Source organism: Pantoea sp. sgz302252 (genome assembly GCF_042610525.1).
Lineage (GTDB): Bacteria > Pseudomonadota > Gammaproteobacteria > Enterobacterales > Enterobacteriaceae > Erwinia.
The window spans coordinates 161022-177000 of the sequence record NZ_JBHDVM010000002.1 but is presented as its reverse complement, the minus strand read 5'-3'; the positions used below and the strand labels follow the sequence as shown (position 1 = coordinate 177000).

Sequence of the window (15979 nt, the reverse complement as noted above, 5' to 3'; positions counted from 1 at the left end):
GCGTTCTGCACCGCTGGAAGATCTGAATGTCTCCCAGCACACATCGCCTGAAAGACTAGTCAGGGTGATGGTGATGATGGTGGTTGAACTGAACGCGAGTCATAGTTTTCTCAAATAGGTTTGAATGATTATTCATTTCGTGACCAATAACCTAACTCAGGATAAACGCCGGACGCAACACTTTTTTATCAATGCTGACAGATATAAAGCGTTAACCGATTGTTGTTGACGCCAGGCTGGCGTAATTTTAGTGGCATGATTAAGGCATCAGGGAGCCAAAAGATGAAAAAAGTTGCGATAGTGGGATTAGGCTGGCTGGGCATGCCGCTGGGGCTGGCGATGACGGCGAGAGGCTGGCAGGTTACCGGCAGCAAAACCACCGCCGATGGCGTAGAGGCGGCGCGCATGTGTGGGCTGGAGAGCGTGCTGTTAACCCTGAATCCAGAGCTGGATTGCGATCCTGACGATCTCGCCGAACTGTTGGCTGTGGATGCGCTGGTTATCACGCTGCCCGCCAGCCGCACGGCGGAAGGCGGCGAAAATTATCTGCTGGCGGTGCAGCAAATTGTCGACAGCGCGTTAGCAGCGAACATACCGCGCATAGTCTTTACCAGCTCAACTTCTGTTTATGGCAGCGGCAATGGCGAGGTAAACGAAAAAAGCCCGCTTGAACCTGTTACCGTAGCAGGCAAAACGTTAAAAGAGCTGGAGACCTGGCTGCATAATTTGCCGGGCACCTCGGTAGATATTCTGCGGCTTTCCGGGCTGGTGGGGCCGCAGCGGCATCCGGGCCGCTTCCTGGCCGGTAAAACCGATGTGCGCGACGGTTCGCACGGCGTGAACCTGGTGCATCTGGAAGACGTGGTGGAAGCTATTATCCTGTTGCTGGAAAAAGGAGAAGGTGGAAGAACCTATAACCTCAGCGCGCCACAGCATCCGGCGCGTAGCGAGTTTTATCCCATGGTCGCCCGCCAGCTTGGCCTGACACCGCCGACTTTCCGCGGAGAAACAGACGGCGGAAAAGGCAAGATTGTCGACGGCAGCCGCATTTGCAAAGAGCTGGGTTTTCGCTATTGCTATGCGGATCCGGGGATGATGCCGGTTAGTTAAAACAATTTTTTTAGCCAGACTGGAATAGCGTCTGGCTGGGAAAAAGATTAAAGCGCTGCTATACTTGCCAAAAATAATGCAAAACTATGTATTAAAACAACCGAATAAATGAATATAATATCCCCCGACACAAGCGAAACACTCCGGTTAAAGCGAATTTAAGCGTGTTAAATCTTCAGCTGGGTGAACGCTGGCCCAAGAAGCTTTCCTTTTTCAAGTCATACAGGTATCATCAAGCGTTATATTACATACTGACTTGTTGCAAACTGTTTTTATTTTGATTGCGGATTACATCAAAAATGGTTAAGGGCAGAATAAATAAAGTAGTAATCGCCGGCGGTGGTTTTTTCGGATTGTACCTTGCGGAACAGCTAGCGCTTAAAGGCTGTGAAGTTATAATTTTCGAAAAATCTGAGCAGTTGATGACGCGAGCGTCCTATGTCAATCAGGCACGTGTGCACAATGGCTACCATTATCCGCGAAGTATTCTGACGGCCTTGCGTTCCAGAGTCTCCTTTCCTCAGTTTGTTAATGAGTTTGAAAATTGTATTGAGCGCGATTTTGAAAAGTATTACCTGATTTCTGGCCATCTTGGCAAGGTGACAGCCGACCAATTTCGCCGCTTTTGCAATCGAATAGGCGCGGATTGTGAAGAGGCGCCAGCTAAAATAAAACGTCTGGTTAATCCTGCCATGATCGATGCTATTTTCGCTACGACTGAATTTGCCTTTGATGCGCACAAATTACGAGCGGCAATGCTTGACCGCCTGCAGGCAGCAAATGTAAAAATTATCACTACGGCTACTGTCAGCCATATCCGTGCTGCGGATCAAGGCCTTATGGTGCAGGTGAATATAGCTGGAACTACAAGTGAATTCTTTGCAGATCATGTCTTTAACTGCACCTATTCACGCATTAATTATGTGCTGAATGCTTCTGGTATTGAGCTTATACCCCTGAAGCATGAAATGACGGAAATGTGTCTGGTAGAGGTACCGGATCACTTAAAAAAAACCGGCTTAACCGTGATGTGTGGGCCTTTTTTTTCCGTCATGCCGTTCCCTTCAACGGACTGGCATTCTTTTAGCCATGTACGCTATACGCCTCATTATCAATGGGCGGATATGCCAGGAAATAGTTATCAGGATTCGCATCAAAAGTATGATGAAGATCGGCGTCACAGCGCCTGGCGTTATATGGTGGCTGATGCGCAGCGCTATATACCTTCATTAAGCGAATGTGACTATAAAAAATCAATATGGGAAGTTAAAACTATTCTTCCGCGTAGTGATTCCGATGATTCACGACCTATCCTGTTCAAAGCTAACCATGGTTTGCAAGGGTTACACTGTATAATGGGTGGGAAAATAGATAACATTTACGACGTTCTCCAGGAAATAGAGCGTGTCATCAGGCTGAGCTAACTTTATGAAAAGTGAATCTTTTGTTTCTATTGTCGTGGTTGTTCAGACGCATCTTCAGGAAATCAGCAAGCAGTTGGCTGAACTTTATGTTGTCCTTGACAAAAACTATACGGACTATGAAATAGTTGTTATCGCGCCCGGCATGTCTTCAACATCAGCTCAGGCTGAAGATACCCTATTACAACATATTCCAGGTATGAGGATTATTCATCTTTCCGCCGCTGTTTATATTGATGTTGCTTTGGCGGCAGGGCTGGAAAATGCTATTGGCGATTTTGTTGTTTTATGGAATGCCTATGCTGACCCGGTTTCGCTTATTCCTGAAATTGTTACACAGTGCCGTCAGGGGCAGGATGTGGTTGTTGGAGTGACAAATAATGCTAAATCTTTTCCTTATCGATTAGTTCGTAAATTTGTCAATATGGCTTTGCAGGCGATTGAATATGACTTGCCTTCCAATTCGACGGGGTTACGTTGTCTGAGTAGAAGAGCGGTAAATGCTGTAACACGCGTGGGTCGCTTTCATCACCAATTTTATTTGCGTATCCAAAAAACAGGTTATCCGGCAGGCGCTTTTCCTTATACTCCTCATACAGAGGTCGAGGGAATGGGAATGATCAACTCGGTAAGGCGTTTATTACGTCTGATGGTATTCAATTCCTCAAGGCCTCTTCGTTGGATGTCTGTGGTTGGTTTTTGTGGTAGCCTGGCTGCGTTTGTTTTTGCCAGCTATAGCGTGTTAATTCATCTATTAAATGGACATGTCGTTGAAGGTTGGACCACAACCATTCTCTTTATGTCTCTGCTTTTTACTCTACAGTTCATTATGTTGGCCTTCTTTGGAGAATACCTTGGGAGATTACTGGACGAAAGTAGTGAGCAAGCAGAATATGCTGTAGTTTATGAAAGAAATAGCGAAGTGATGTTGAACACTGACAGGGTCAACGTACTGAGTGATTCTCTTTCTACAGAAAACAATCGGGTTCAAACCGGACGTGATAAATAATTTAAGGTGCGAGATGGATGCATTAATTGGATATTCAGGCTTTGTTGGTTCAACGCTTTTAAAGCAAAGAGCGTTCTCCTGTCACTATAGGTCAACAAACATTGATGAAATCTGCGGAAAATCGTTTGATACAGTGGTATGCGCTGGCGCGCCCGCACAAAAATGGTTGGCGAATAAAGAACCTCAGGACGATCTCAACAAGATCAATGCGCTGATAGAAAAAATTAAAACAATAAAATGCAAAAAATTTATTTTAATCAGCACGGTTGATGTTTTTAAGCTTCCGGTTAATGTTGATGAAAATAGTCACGTTGATGAAGAAGGGTTGCACCCCTATGGGCTACATCGGCGTTATTTAGAAAAGTTCGTTGCGCAGCATTTTGAAGATTTTATGATTGTTCGTTTACCCGGGCTTGTCGGGCCAGGTTTAAAGAAAAATATCATTTATGATTTTCATGAAAACAATAATCTCGAGCAAATTGAAAGTCGGGGTGTTTTTCAATTCTATCCAATGATTAATCTTTGGTATGATATTCAGATAGCCATTGAAAATAAATTATCTCTGGTGCATTTAACTGCTGAGCCTGTTTCTGTTGCTGATATCGCCAGCGAAGGTTTTGGTTTTGTTTTTAAAAATGAAGTTATTGAAAAACCGGGCTATTATGATATGCGAAGCTGTCATGCTGAACTATTTTCAGAAAAGACTGCCTACCAATATAATCGACGTGAAACTCTGATGGCAGTAAGAGCCTATGCGCAGTCCGAAGCCAAAAAAAACGAGGCGGGCTTATGAAAATTTCGATATCTAATATAGCCTGGGATAAAGAAGAAGATGAAGCGGTTGCTTCGCTACTCAATAAATATGATGTTGATGCAATTGATATTGCTCCAGGGAAATACTTTCCGGATGTTTTGCAGTCTACGGATGAGCAAATAAAATCAGTAAAAGAATGGTGGGCTCAGCGCGGTATCGCTATTATTGGAATGCAATCTCTGCTATTTGGGACGCAAGGTCTTAATCTTTTTGATGATGAGCCAGTCCGGCAGGAAATGCTTACTCATCTTACCGCAATATGCCGTATAGCCTCAGGAGTAGGAGCGGCGAAATTGGTTTTTGGTTCCCCTAAAAACAGGGATAAAAAGGCATTGTCGGATGATGATGTGCGCATCATCGCGGTGGGTTTTTTCCGTGAGCTGGCCAATATTGCGCAGAAATTTAATGTGATTATTTGTCTTGAACCTAATCCCGTCCATTATGGTGCTAACTTTATGACTACGGCTGCAGAAACCGCAAGCATAGTTAAGGCCGTCAACCATGATAACATTCGAATGCAGCTTGATACTGGTGCAGTAATATTAAATCAGGAGGATATTTCTGAGTTGCTTAAAAATTATCCGACATTGATTGGTCATATTCATCTGAGTGAACCCAGGCTGGCTCCGCCTGGAGGTCAGAAGGAAAATCATCATCTCTTTAGCCATGCCATTAAAACACAATTTCCCGAGATGTATGCGACTATCGAAATGCTTACGGAAAAGGAAGATCGTCTCGAATCTATTGAGCAGGCGCTGATCTATATCAGCGAACAGTATAGGGAAACACCATGAAATGGTTAATTCTGCTATTAGGTATTGCCGCTAATAGTTCTGCCAGTGTGCTAATAAAAATGGCTATGATGCCGCCAAGAAAATTCCCATCTTTAAGCGAGCCTCTGGCGGCATTTTACAATTGGCCTTTCTGGTTGGGGCTGGCCCTTTATGGACTGGCTTTTGTCCTTTATGCAGCTGCGCTGGCTTTTCTGCCCTTAAACGTCGCTCATCCCATTCTAACATCGGGTGCTGTAGCCTGCGTTGCTCTACTTTCTTTCCTGATTTTTCGAGAACCCTTTTACTGGACAACCGCCCTCGGCATTGCGCTTGTGATGGCTGGCGTTATCCTGATTACAGCTAAAGTTAAATAGGACGTTACTCAGTCATGTCAAATTTTGAAGCTCAGCCACAATGGCAAGTACCTGCTTATGATGTCCAGTTATGGGAAGGCAAAAAGCATCCATGGTGCGTGGTAATCCCCGTTATCAATGAAGGCGAGCGTATCGCCAGCCTGTTAAGCCGCATGGCGGCAATTAATGTTGCCTCCTGTGCCGATATTATTATTATGGATGGTGGCAGTAAGGATGGCTCTTTAGCCCTGGAAAAACTAAACCAATATCAGGTCAGCGGTCTGTTGGTAAAAACGGCAAAGGGCAAATTAAGCGCTCAGTTACGCTGCGCTTACGCCTTCTGCCTTGAGCAGGGCTATCAGGGTATCGTTACTATTGATGGTAATGATAAAGACGATCCTGAAGCTATTCCACGCTTTATTTCAGCTTTAGAAAATGGGGTTGATTTTGTTCAGGCTTCTCGTTTTGTTAACGGCGGAGTGGCGGAAAATACGCCCAAATCACGACATTTTGCTATTCGGTTACTTCATGCTCCTTTACTAAGTTTCGCATCCGGATTCAAATGGACAGATACAACACAGGGCTTCCGCGCTTATAGTAGTAAATTGTTGTCCGATCCTCGTGTTGCTCCATTTCGGGATGTTTTTATGAGCTATGAACTGCTCGCTTATTTATCTTATCGCGCACCCCGTTTGGGCTATCGCTGTATTGAAATTCCAACAATACGAAAATATCCAAAAGGTGAGGTTCCAACGAAAATAAGTAGTTTTCGCGGAAACTATGCGGTCTTGAAAACCTTATTTGATGCGTGTCTTGGTAAATTTAATCCTAAGGATTGAATAATGATGGTCAAGAGTTTCTTAAATTTATTCAGAGGCGCGAACAGTAGGCTCTTCGCTGTGTTTTTCTGTTTGCTTTTCGCTTACCTGCATGCTAACCCAATGAACGGTAATTCTATTCGCGGGGTAGAACAATGGATTAACATGACTAATTCAATGTTCTATGGTAGCAATGATTTTTTATTTAGCTATGGTCCGCTTTACTGGTTAACAGGCGGAACAACAACACAGTTTAGCCAGTTGACCTACTGGCTTTCGTTAGCTTTTATGAGTTCGGTCGCTGCCACCTTTTGGTTTCTTCTTGTTAAACTCACGAATAGCGTTCAGGCCTGGGTTGCTTTCATTATTGTATTTTTCTTATATCTCAATAACTTAGTTTTCCCTTCTATATTTTTGCTTTGGCCTTTTTTACTGGTTTCGTACTTTGAGTTCGCAAAAAAAACACCATCAGATAAGAAAGATTTTCCTTGCTCAATCGCGATGCTTGTTTTTTTAGGACTACTGACTGGTGCTTTTTTCTATATCAGATTCCTGTATGGGATGGTAAGCGCTGCCACTTTCGGTAGCTATTTCCTGGTCAAGGCGATAAACAAGAAAAATCTGAAGGCGATTCTATTTTTGGTTACTGCCATAATCTTTGCCTATTTTATAGTCGGGCTATTTGTATTTCACAATGTCGCTAGTTTAAAGAGTTATATTATCATTAATTCGCAGTTGAATTTTGGTAATGCTGTGGATATGACTTATGATAATGTGCTACCGGCAAAGATATACGCCGCATTTCTGGTTATATTTATAGCGATAAATTTATTCTTGCTTTTTCATTCGCCTTCTATGATTTTAACTTTTAGCGGTCTGATGCTTATTTTTATTAAATTAGGATTTGGTCGCGCCGATCACTATTTAAACTATTTTATTATTCCGATTGCCGTAATAGCAATGGTAGCTTGTTTCAATGCAAGGATAAGATGGTTTAGTGTATTTGCTGTAAGCCTGGCCTCGCTGCTGTTGATATCTTCCGTTCCGGTAATGCCTTGGTTTTCAATACCTAAGCCATTTTATACTCATGAAGATTTCAAGAAATCACCTCAGGAAAGGGTGGCTAATAAATATACGCAATATATTCTTCCGGATAGTGTGGTTGAGATTATTGGAAAGGGCAGTGTTGATGTCTATCCTTACAATAACGAGTTTGTTTTTGCAAATCATCTTAACTACAAAAGCAGGCCACTTTTTCAAAATTACATGACCTTAACGCCTGGCTTGGATAAGTTAAATCAGCATTATTTTGAGAGTAATGACAGGCCAGATTTTGTTATCTGGCATGCCGGGCAGACTTGTTATAGCGAAACCTGTAACAGTTTTGAAGGGTTTGATGGGAAATACGCATTAAATGAAGATCCACTAACATCTACGGCTATCATGCTAAATTATCATGTTATAGAGAATTTCATTGATAAGAATAACAAGCCCGTGATGCTGTTAAAGGCTAATGAAACTCAGGTAAGCTATCAGCCAGAAAGATCACTGAATTTTACCGCTAAATTTGACACGTGGATTGATGTCCCATCATCGCTATCAGGTTTGACTAAAATAATACCTGCTTTTGAATTGAGCACCTATGCCCGGTTGAAAAACTTTCTCTTCCGGGGTGATGTTCTCTATGTTCATTATTTACTTTACTCTGGTGATGAGAAGACATACAGGCTTAATGTGCTTAATGCTAACAGCGGCGTTGTGGCCTCACCCTTGCTTAATGCTTTCCCGTATATCGGGGATAGGGTTAAGAAAATTAAATTCACTGTTCATTCATCTAACTATTTCAAGCCAACATTTAAATATATGTGGGATCATGTCCCGTTAGCAGGTATAGACGCGCAATCGTCCTATCCTGGTGAGGTTATTACCACTCCTGAACATGAAGGAAATGTGCAGGCGGCAAACTGCGAAGGATATATAGAAAAGGTTGAATTTACTAACTCGGCTAATGAGCGTCAGGTTGCTATATATGGCTGGAGTAAAACACCTTTACCGGATGCTGCTGCGCCAGATAACATTTTTATTCATAATCTGGATGAAAAAGGCAAGGAATATTATGTCAGGACTAAACAAGTAGTTAGAGAAGACGTTGCACAACATTTCAAGAACAACGAGTTGCGTCGTACTGGTTTTGAAGTTAAGTACAGGCTCCCCGCTATTACTGGTGAAAATAATTTTGGCATTGTCGTAATGAAAGGTGGTGATTTATTTAGGTGCGAAAATTTAAATTATCACTATCGTTGATTTTTAATGGCGTAGCTAAAAGGTAATTCACTTTAATAAGAAGCCTCTGCATTATTAGAGGCTTTTTTATTTGAAATTACCCAAGTTTGGTCTGGATATTTAAAAACGTGCGCAGGTGACGGTATTTAACAGCAATGCCTTATCTTTCCAGGCAAGCTTAATACATGATTATGCTTATTACGGCCCTGTCTGCATAATCTGTGAAAAAGATTATTGAACCGGGAAATATACGCTAAACCCCCAATCTGTCCCTAAGCGCATACCAGGCAGCGCCAATAGCTGTTAAAGGCACGCGCAGGCGACGGCCGCCGGGGAAGGGCAGATGCGGCAGGCGGGCAAAGGCGTCAAAACGCTTCGGCTCGCCTTTTAGCGCTTCGGAAACCAGCTTGCCCGCCAGATGCGTCCAGGTTACGCCGTGTCCACTGTCGCCCTGCATATAGTACACGCCGTTTTCCAGCCGCCCGATTTGCGGCAGGCGCGACAGCGTCAGCAAAAAGTTTCCGCTCCAGGCGTAATCAAACCGTACGCCTTCCAGCTGTGGAAACGTCTTCAGCAGCTTAGGACGGATTAGCCCATCAATATTGTCGGGTTCGCGTGCGCCATAGGTCACGCCGCCGCCATAAAGCAGGCGGTTATCGGCGGTCAGGCGATAGTAATCCAGCAAGTAGTTACAATCTTCCACGCAGTAATTATCCGGCAGTAGCGCCAACGCTTTATCGGCGGAGAGCGGCTCTGTAACGACGATCTGCGAACCACAGGGCAGGCTTTTACGTGCCAGCCTTGGTTCCAGATGCGGTGCCAGATAAGCATTACCGGCAAAAATAACATACTTAGCTAATACGCTGCCCTGAGCGGTGGCGACGCGGTGAGGCACACCATAAGTCACGGAGGTAACTTCGGAGCCCTCATAAATTCTGCCGCCGTGGCGGCGAATTGCCTCTGCTTCGCCCAGCGCAAGATTAAGCGGATGCAAATGACCGCCGTTGCGATCCAGCAGGCCGCCTACGTAGCGCTCGCTGGCGATTTTGCGCCGGATGCCCAGCTCGTCCAGCAATTCCAGCTGGTGGTTACCGTACTGCTGCCAGCGCTTGTGCTGCTGCTTTAAGTGATTCATCTGACGATTATTGAGAGCAGCGAAAATACCGCCCGGTCGGTAATCGCAGCTAATGGCATAGCGATCGATACGGTCGCGGATCACCGCAGCGCCTTCAAACATCATGCTGCCTAACATCTGCGCGCTTTCTTTACCGTAGCGTTGCTCAATAAAGTCGATATCCCGGCTATAAGAGTTGACCACCTGACCGCCATTGCGACCGCTGGCGCCAAAGCCGACTTTGGCCGCTTCCAGCACCACTACATCATAGCCCGTTTCGGTTAGATAAAGCGCCGACGAAAGCCCGGTAAAGCCGCCGCCGATAATACAAACATCACACTGGATGTCATCCGTCAGCTGCGGCCAGGAAGCATGATGATTTACCGTTGCGGCATAATAGCTCTGCACATGTTCCATTTCTCCCTCCGGAAACTTCGCGCGGCGTCTGTTAAAAATTAGCTGGCGTGTGCGCGCTGACGATTCGGCACGAAGACGCAGAATTATTAGTGAAACTATGAGGCTGGCCGGTATCGATAACATAGCTTTGCCCGGCCTTTAACTGATAGCTGCGGCCCTCAACCATCAGCGTGATTTCGCCTTCCAGCAGCGTGCCGATCTCCTCGCCCTGATGACGGATCTTTTCACCCGTTGTCGCGCCAGGCTCATAAGTTTCCAGCATCATGGCCAGGGCGCGTTCGGGATCGCCGTTATGGATGAGCCTCAGCGATACGCCCTGGCTACCGATATCGATCTGCTCATCGGCTTCAATAACTACTTTAGGCCTTGCTGGCAGCGTCGGTTCGGAGAAAAACTCAGAAAGAGAGAGGTCATAAACCTTCAGCAGCTTCTGTAAAGTCCCGATCGCCGGACTCACTTTATCCTGCTCAATAGTGCTGATAGCGCTGTGCGTCAGGCCGGAAAGTTCAGCAACGCGTCGCTGGGACAGATTTCGCTGTTGCCGGATTTCCGCCAGCCTGCGGCCAGGAGCAAGAGGTTCTTCGTTCATTGCCCGGTTTCCTGCTGATAGCTCACAAAGCGTGGCGTAACTCTGCCGTAGCATCGGGAAGATGTATTGAACCGCAGCAGCGGTATGCTTCTTAATAATTCTGAAAAGGCTGCCGGAAGCAGAAGCCGGAATAAAGTGATGAAGCCAGTCTGCCGTGTTGCATGGCAGTAAACAGACTTAGCCGATGCAGAACGGTATCTATCCGCCTTGCACATTATTACGCCAATCAAAGAGTTGTTCGAAATAATGCCCATCCCGACTTGCCATCCTGTTTCTGTAAGCTTTAAGCGGAAAGAAGATATCCTGCCAATCTGGCACTCTGCCGGGCAATATGCAAAAGATTTTGTGCGAAAAATAAACTTCGCTATAACATTTGCCGCGCCGCAAGGTTGACGCTATGTTAAACAGGTGGCGCTTATTTTGAGCGTTGCGACAAAATTTGACAGCTCAGCGAAGGCGGGTGGCATCATGACCAATATCGTCGAAGTGGAAGATTTTACGCGGCATAGTGAAGAGCAACGAACCAGCGCGTTCCAGCTTGAAGTGGAAACTTATCTGGAACGCCACCCTGAAACACAGCATGTTGATGTTCTGCTTAACGATTTAAATGGTATTTTTCGCGGCAAGCGTTTGCCGGTCGCCAGCTTGCTCCGGCTTGATAAAGGCTGTTACTTTCCTGCTTCTGTCTACGCTATGGATATTCTCGGCAACACGGTAGAAGAGGCCGGGCTTGGCCAGGCGCTGGGCGAACCCGACAATATCTGCATTCCCGTTGAAGGCACACTGACTCCCTCCGCAGCCGACCCGCAGCGCCTGGCGCAGGTTTTGCTGACCATGCGCAATCAAGATGGTACTCCCTTTGACGTTGAACCCCGGAATATCCTGAATCACCTTTGGCAGCAGTTGCGCAATCGGGGATTATTTCCGGTGGTAGCGGTAGAGCTGGAGTTCTATCTCGTCGATAAAAAACGTGATGCGGAGGGCGCTATCCAGCCGCCGTGTTCGCCTGGTAGCGAGGAGCGCAATCGGCAGTGCCAGGTCTATTCCGTGGACAACCTGAACCATTTTGCGGCGGTATTAAACGATATCGACAGACTGGCTAAAGAGCAGGGCATTCCTGCCGATGGCGCGCTGGCGGAAGCCTCGCCCGGCCAGTTTGAAATCAATCTGCACCACACTCGCAACGTGCTGAGCGCCTGCGATTATGCCATCCAGCTAAAACGGCTAATCCGTCAGGTAGCGGAAAATCACGGCATGAATGCTACTTTTATGGCGAAGCCTTATGAAGCCTGGGCGGGCAGCGGTATGCATATCCATACCAGCCTGCTGGATGCCGCGGATCACAACGCTTTTATTACCGATGACGGCAGCGACTCCCCGCTGTTGAAGCGAGCGTTAGCAGGGATGATCGATTTAATGCCCGCTTCTATGGCGCTGCTGGCACCAAACGTCAACGCTTACCGCCGTTTTTTACCGGAGGCTTATGTACCTCTGCAGGCTTCGTGGGGGCATAACAACCGCACGGTAGCGCTGCGTATTCCCTGCGGCGAAGCGGAAAATCATCGCGTGGAGTACCGGGTAGCGGGCGCGGATGCCAATCCTTATCTGGTGGTGGCCGCCGTGCTGGCGGGCATTCTGCACGGGATCGATAATCAACTGCCGCTGCCTCCTGCCATTATCGGTAATGGTCACGAGGCTCAAGGAATGCCGCTGCCTGTCAGGCAGAGCGATGCGCTGGATGAATTCAGGCAAAGCGCGGCGCTGCAAAAATTACTTGGCGAACGCTTTGGGTTTGTCTGGCACAGCTGCAAACGCCATGAGCTGGCGCATTTCGAGCGTCTGATCACCACGACGGAAATCGACTGGATGTTAAAAAACGCCTGAAAAGGCCGATAAAGAAATGGCGGATGAAGGACTTAAAAACTTGTATTCTGCTTTGCGGCCAGGCAAAATATGCCTCCTGTAATTGGATAACCGTCGCTCTGTGCGCCGGTTATTTTTTTTGCACTAAAAATGAATGTTTAAAGAGGCCGGTTCAGCCGGACTGATACACACTTACAGTGTCATTTTGAGGAAAAAAAGATGGGGCAACACTTCATTACGCCGGCCGCAGCCGGTAAACATCTGCGCGACGACTACGGCGCAGCGGCAGCCGTTACCTTCACGCCTGCCTGCTTTACCTCCCCAAATAAGAAAACCGCTCGCATGACGCGAAGTTTCCCTGTGGTTCAACCCAGAAAGGTTGACGCTATGGGGAGGCTGAATCATGTCGCATAATACCCAGACGCACTCTCGCGCGCACCTGAAAAAAACGCTGACTCTGATGCCTGTAGTGATGATGGGCCTGGCTTATATGCAGCCAATGACCCTGTTCGATACTTTCGGCATTGTTTCCGGCCTGACCGATGGTCACGTGGCTACGGCCTACGCCTTCGCATTAATTGCGATCCTGTTTACTGCGCTGAGCTATGGCAAGCTGGTACGCCGCTTCCCGTCTGCCGGCTCGGCCTATACCTATGCCCAGAAAGCCATTAGTCCGCACGTCGGCTTTATGGTGGGCTGGTCCTCGCTGCTCGATTATTTGATCATGCCAATGATCAATATCCTGCTGGCGAAAATCTATTTTGAAGCGCTGGTGCCTGGGATCCCTTCCTGGATCTTTGTGGTGCTGCTGGTTGGTTTTATGACGCTTTCAAACCTGAAAGGCATTAAAACCGTAGCCAATTTTAACAGCGTTATTGTTATCCTGCAGATGGTGGTTATGGTCGCCATTACCGGTATGGTGATTTATGGCGTCGCCCACGGCGAAGGCGCCGGCACTTTAACCAGCAGCAAGCCGTTCTGGTCTGAGCAGGCGCATGTAGTGCCGATGATTACCGGCGCAACTATTCTTTGCTTCTCGTTTCTGGGCTTTGACGGCATCAGCTCGCTATCGGAAGAGACCAAAGACGCCGGACGCGTGATCCCGAAAGCGATCTTTTTAACCGCTCTGATTGGCGGCCTGATCTTTATCGTAGTCTCTTACTTCCTGCAGCTCTATTTCCCGGATATCTCACGCTTTAAAGACCCGGACGCTTCGCAGCCGGAAATCATGCTCTACGTGGCGGGCAAAACCTTCCAGTTCGGTATCCTGATTTTCTCCTGCATCACCGTACTGGCTTCCGGCATGGCGGCGCACGCGGGCGTTTCCCGTCTGATGTATGTGATGGGGCGTGACGGCGTATTCCCGGAGCGCTTCTTCGGCTATATCCATCCGAAATGGCGCACGCCGGCGCTGAACGTTATCCTGGTAGGCGTGATCGCGCTGTCGGCTATCAGCTTCGATTTGGTTACGGCAACGGCGCTGATTAACTTTGGTGCGCTGGTGGCCTTTACCTTTGTTAACCTCTCCGTGATTTCGCAGTTCTGGATCCGCGAAGGGCGTAACAAAACGCTCAAGGACAACATCAACTTCCTGCTGCTGCCGCTGTGTGGCGCGCTGACGGTTGGCGCGCTGTGGATCAACCTGGAAGAAAGTTCCATGATCCTGGGCCTGGTATGGGGGGCGATTGGCCTGATTTATCTGGCCGTGGTTACCCATCGCTTCCGCAAGCCTGTGCCACAGTATACTGAAGAACCGATGTAATTCTGCGGGCCGCAGGCCCGTATTGAGTTAAAAAAAAGGGCGTGGTTCTGTGAACCGCGCCCTTTTTAGTTTTTTCATGGTGAGAAAGAGATCAGGAAACCAGCTCGCGGGCGTAATCGAACAGCGCTTTCAGCTGCGACATCTTTGCCTTATCGCCTTCGTACTGATTAAACAGCATCTCTAACTCCTGCACATAACCCTGTACCCGTTCCGGATTCAGCATTTCGCGGCGGTGCTGCAACCAGCGTTTCTGCTCGGCTTCATCCAGCGTGCCGGGAAAATTGCGCGCACGATAGCGGAACAGCAGCTTTTCAATACGTTTGTCGTTAAACGTCAGATCAAGCGCGGGTAAATTCTCCGGCGCTGTTTGCAGGATGATATTCATGGCGCTACGATCGGCATCGCTGAAGAAACCGTCATAGAGCTGGGCATCGACATCATCGGAGGCAACAAAAGGTTCGGCTTCCGCATAAAGCGCTACAACCTTTTCACGCACTTCCGGATGCTGTCGCAGCAACGCCAGGTTATCCAGACAGCGCTGGCGATCGATACCCAGACGTTCTGCATCTTCCGGCCTTAAAGTATTAGCGGGCGCGACTACCGGGCATTTATTGATATGCATCAGCTTGATTGGCACCGGCGCGTCATCGCCTAAATCTTCGTGACGCGTATAAAGCCTTTCACGTATCGCGTCTGCATCCAATTCCAGCAGTGGAGAGATATCCTGAGCAAGGTCGCAGGTAATCAGTGCGTTTTTGTTTACCGGATGCCAGGCGAGCGGGGCGATCCAGCTTGTGTTGCCACGCTGCGCGCCGAACATGCCGGAAATATGCATCAACGGCTTCATCTGCGGGATATCGATCAGCGTCATAATCTTCTGTTTGTTGCGATGGCTGAACAGAAAATCGTACAGGCGCGGCTGCTTCTCTTTCACCAGCTTCGCCATCGCAATAGTGGCATAAACATCGGACATAGCATCGTGCGCGTTTTCATGCGCGACGCCGTTGGCTTTAGTCAGGTGTTCCAGACGGAAGCTGGGAAAGCCATCGTCGTTCTCCGGCCATTCGATACCCTGAGGTCTTAAGGCATAGCAGGCGCGCATCACGTCCAGCAAATCCCAGCGGCTGTTGCCGTTTTGCCAGCTCCAGCCATAGGGATCGTAAAAGTTACGGTAGAGCAGGTTGCGCGTGACCTCGTCGTCGAAACGGATATTGTTGTAGCCAACGATGCAGGTGTTGGGCTCGCTGAACAGCTGATGGATGCGCTTAGTAAAATCAGCCTCGCTCAGGCCTTTTGCCTCTGCCAGCTGCGGCGTAATGCCGGTGATCATCACGGCTTCCGGCTGCGGCAGGTAATCATCGGCAGGCTTACAGTAGAACACCTCTGGTTCGCCGATAATGTTAAAATCCATATCGGTACGGATGCCAGCAAACTGCGCAGGCCTGTCCAGCGAAGGGCTTTTCCCGAAGGTTTCGTAGTCGTGGAAAAGGAAGGTAGGTTGGTTCGATTCTTTTTTCACTGTTGTCCACTTCTGTTTGTTTGCCGGAAAACTGGCGCTTTGCTGACTGCTCCGGTTTTCTATGTTCACTTATGGTCATTAATATTTGCATTAGTCCATGCAATTTTGCGTATAGAGCTGGTGCAAGCCCCTGA

At 47.6% G+C, this 15979-nt stretch carries 14 protein-coding genes and 1 other annotated feature; of the genes, 10 read left to right on the top strand and 4 right to left on the bottom strand.

Going from position 1 to position 15979, the window contains the following annotated elements:
- Positions 1 to 80, bottom strand: a sequence feature (His leader region).
- Positions 56 to 103, bottom strand: a complete 48-nt coding sequence (hisL, locus tag ACETPC_RS04830) for a his operon leader peptide (RefSeq protein WP_100396937.1) — start codon at positions 101 to 103, stop codon at positions 56 to 58. Its footprint overlaps the feature before it by 25 nt.
- Before the next feature lie 179 nt (positions 104 to 282).
- Here hisL and ACETPC_RS04825 point away from each other — a divergent pair, with 179 nt between their 5' ends.
- From ACETPC_RS04825 to ACETPC_RS04790, 8 genes are all read left to right on the top strand, one after another.
- Complete coding sequence (locus ACETPC_RS04825; protein WP_380179139.1) at positions 283 to 1110, top strand: SDR family oxidoreductase; 828 nt, start codon at positions 283 to 285, stop codon at positions 1108 to 1110.
- Between the two features lie 299 nt (positions 1111 to 1409).
- Positions 1410 to 2534 (top strand): FAD-dependent oxidoreductase, encoded by a 1125-nt coding sequence (locus ACETPC_RS04820; RefSeq protein ID WP_380179137.1) that lies wholly within the window; start codon positions 1410 to 1412, stop codon positions 2532 to 2534.
- Between the two features lie 4 nt (positions 2535 to 2538).
- Positions 2539 to 3540, top strand: coding sequence for a glycosyl transferase family 2 (locus ACETPC_RS04815; protein WP_380179136.1), 1002 nt, complete (start codon positions 2539 to 2541; stop codon positions 3538 to 3540).
- A 13-nt stretch (positions 3541 to 3553) separates the two neighbouring features.
- Positions 3554 to 4333 carry an NAD-dependent epimerase/dehydratase family protein gene (locus ACETPC_RS04810; protein WP_380179134.1) on the top strand — a complete coding sequence of 260 codons (780 nt, stop codon included), beginning with the start codon at positions 3554 to 3556 and terminating at the stop codon, positions 4331 to 4333.
- Positions 4330 to 5148, top strand: a complete 819-nt coding sequence (locus ACETPC_RS04805) for a sugar phosphate isomerase/epimerase family protein (RefSeq protein WP_380179132.1) — start codon at positions 4330 to 4332, stop codon at positions 5146 to 5148. Before ACETPC_RS04810 ends, ACETPC_RS04805 begins: the two co-directional genes overlap by 4 nt.
- Complete coding sequence (locus ACETPC_RS04800; protein WP_380179130.1) at positions 5145 to 5501, top strand: DMT family transporter; 357 nt, start codon at positions 5145 to 5147, stop codon at positions 5499 to 5501. The genes ACETPC_RS04805 and ACETPC_RS04800 overlap by 4 nt, the downstream gene beginning before the upstream one ends.
- A 14-nt stretch (positions 5502 to 5515) precedes the next feature.
- A complete protein-coding gene (locus ACETPC_RS04795) occupies positions 5516 to 6319 on the top strand; it encodes a glycosyltransferase family 2 protein (RefSeq protein ID WP_380179128.1) in 804 nt (267 codons plus the stop codon).
- A 3-nt stretch (positions 6320 to 6322) separates the two neighbouring features.
- Positions 6323 to 8602, top strand: coding sequence for a hypothetical protein (locus ACETPC_RS04790; RefSeq protein ID WP_380179126.1), 2280 nt, complete (start codon positions 6323 to 6325; stop codon positions 8600 to 8602).
- Positions 8603 to 8834: 232 nt separating this feature from the next.
- Here the strand turns inward: ACETPC_RS04790 and ACETPC_RS04785 are convergent, their stop codons facing one another.
- Together ACETPC_RS04785 and puuR are read right to left on the bottom strand one after the other, a co-directional pair.
- Positions 8835 to 10112, bottom strand: coding sequence for an NAD(P)/FAD-dependent oxidoreductase (locus ACETPC_RS04785; protein ID WP_380179124.1), 1278 nt, complete (start codon positions 10110 to 10112; stop codon positions 8835 to 8837).
- 31 nt (positions 10113 to 10143) lie between these two features.
- On the bottom strand, positions 10144 to 10701 hold the full coding sequence (gene puuR / locus ACETPC_RS04780; protein WP_380179122.1) for an HTH-type transcriptional regulator PuuR: 558 nt from the start codon (positions 10699 to 10701) through the stop codon (positions 10144 to 10146).
- A 465-nt stretch (positions 10702 to 11166) separates the two neighbouring features.
- On the opposite strand from puuR, the gene ACETPC_RS04775 reads away from it, so the two are divergent.
- Both ACETPC_RS04775 and ACETPC_RS04770 read left to right on the top strand, forming a co-directional pair.
- A complete protein-coding gene (locus tag ACETPC_RS04775; RefSeq protein WP_380179666.1) occupies positions 11167 to 12585 on the top strand; it encodes a glutamine synthetase family protein in 1419 nt (472 codons plus the stop codon).
- A 382-nt stretch (positions 12586 to 12967) separates the two neighbouring features.
- Positions 12968 to 14326 carry an APC family permease gene (locus tag ACETPC_RS04770; protein ID WP_380179120.1) on the top strand — a complete coding sequence of 453 codons (1359 nt, stop codon included), beginning with the start codon at positions 12968 to 12970 and terminating at the stop codon, positions 14324 to 14326.
- Between the two features lie 91 nt (positions 14327 to 14417).
- Here ACETPC_RS04770 and sbcB read toward each other — a convergent pair whose 3' ends face one another.
- On the bottom strand, positions 14418 to 15845 hold the full coding sequence (sbcB, locus tag ACETPC_RS04765) for an exodeoxyribonuclease I (protein WP_380179118.1): 1428 nt from the start codon (positions 15843 to 15845) through the stop codon (positions 14418 to 14420).
- Between the last annotated feature and the right edge of the window lie 134 nt (positions 15846 to 15979).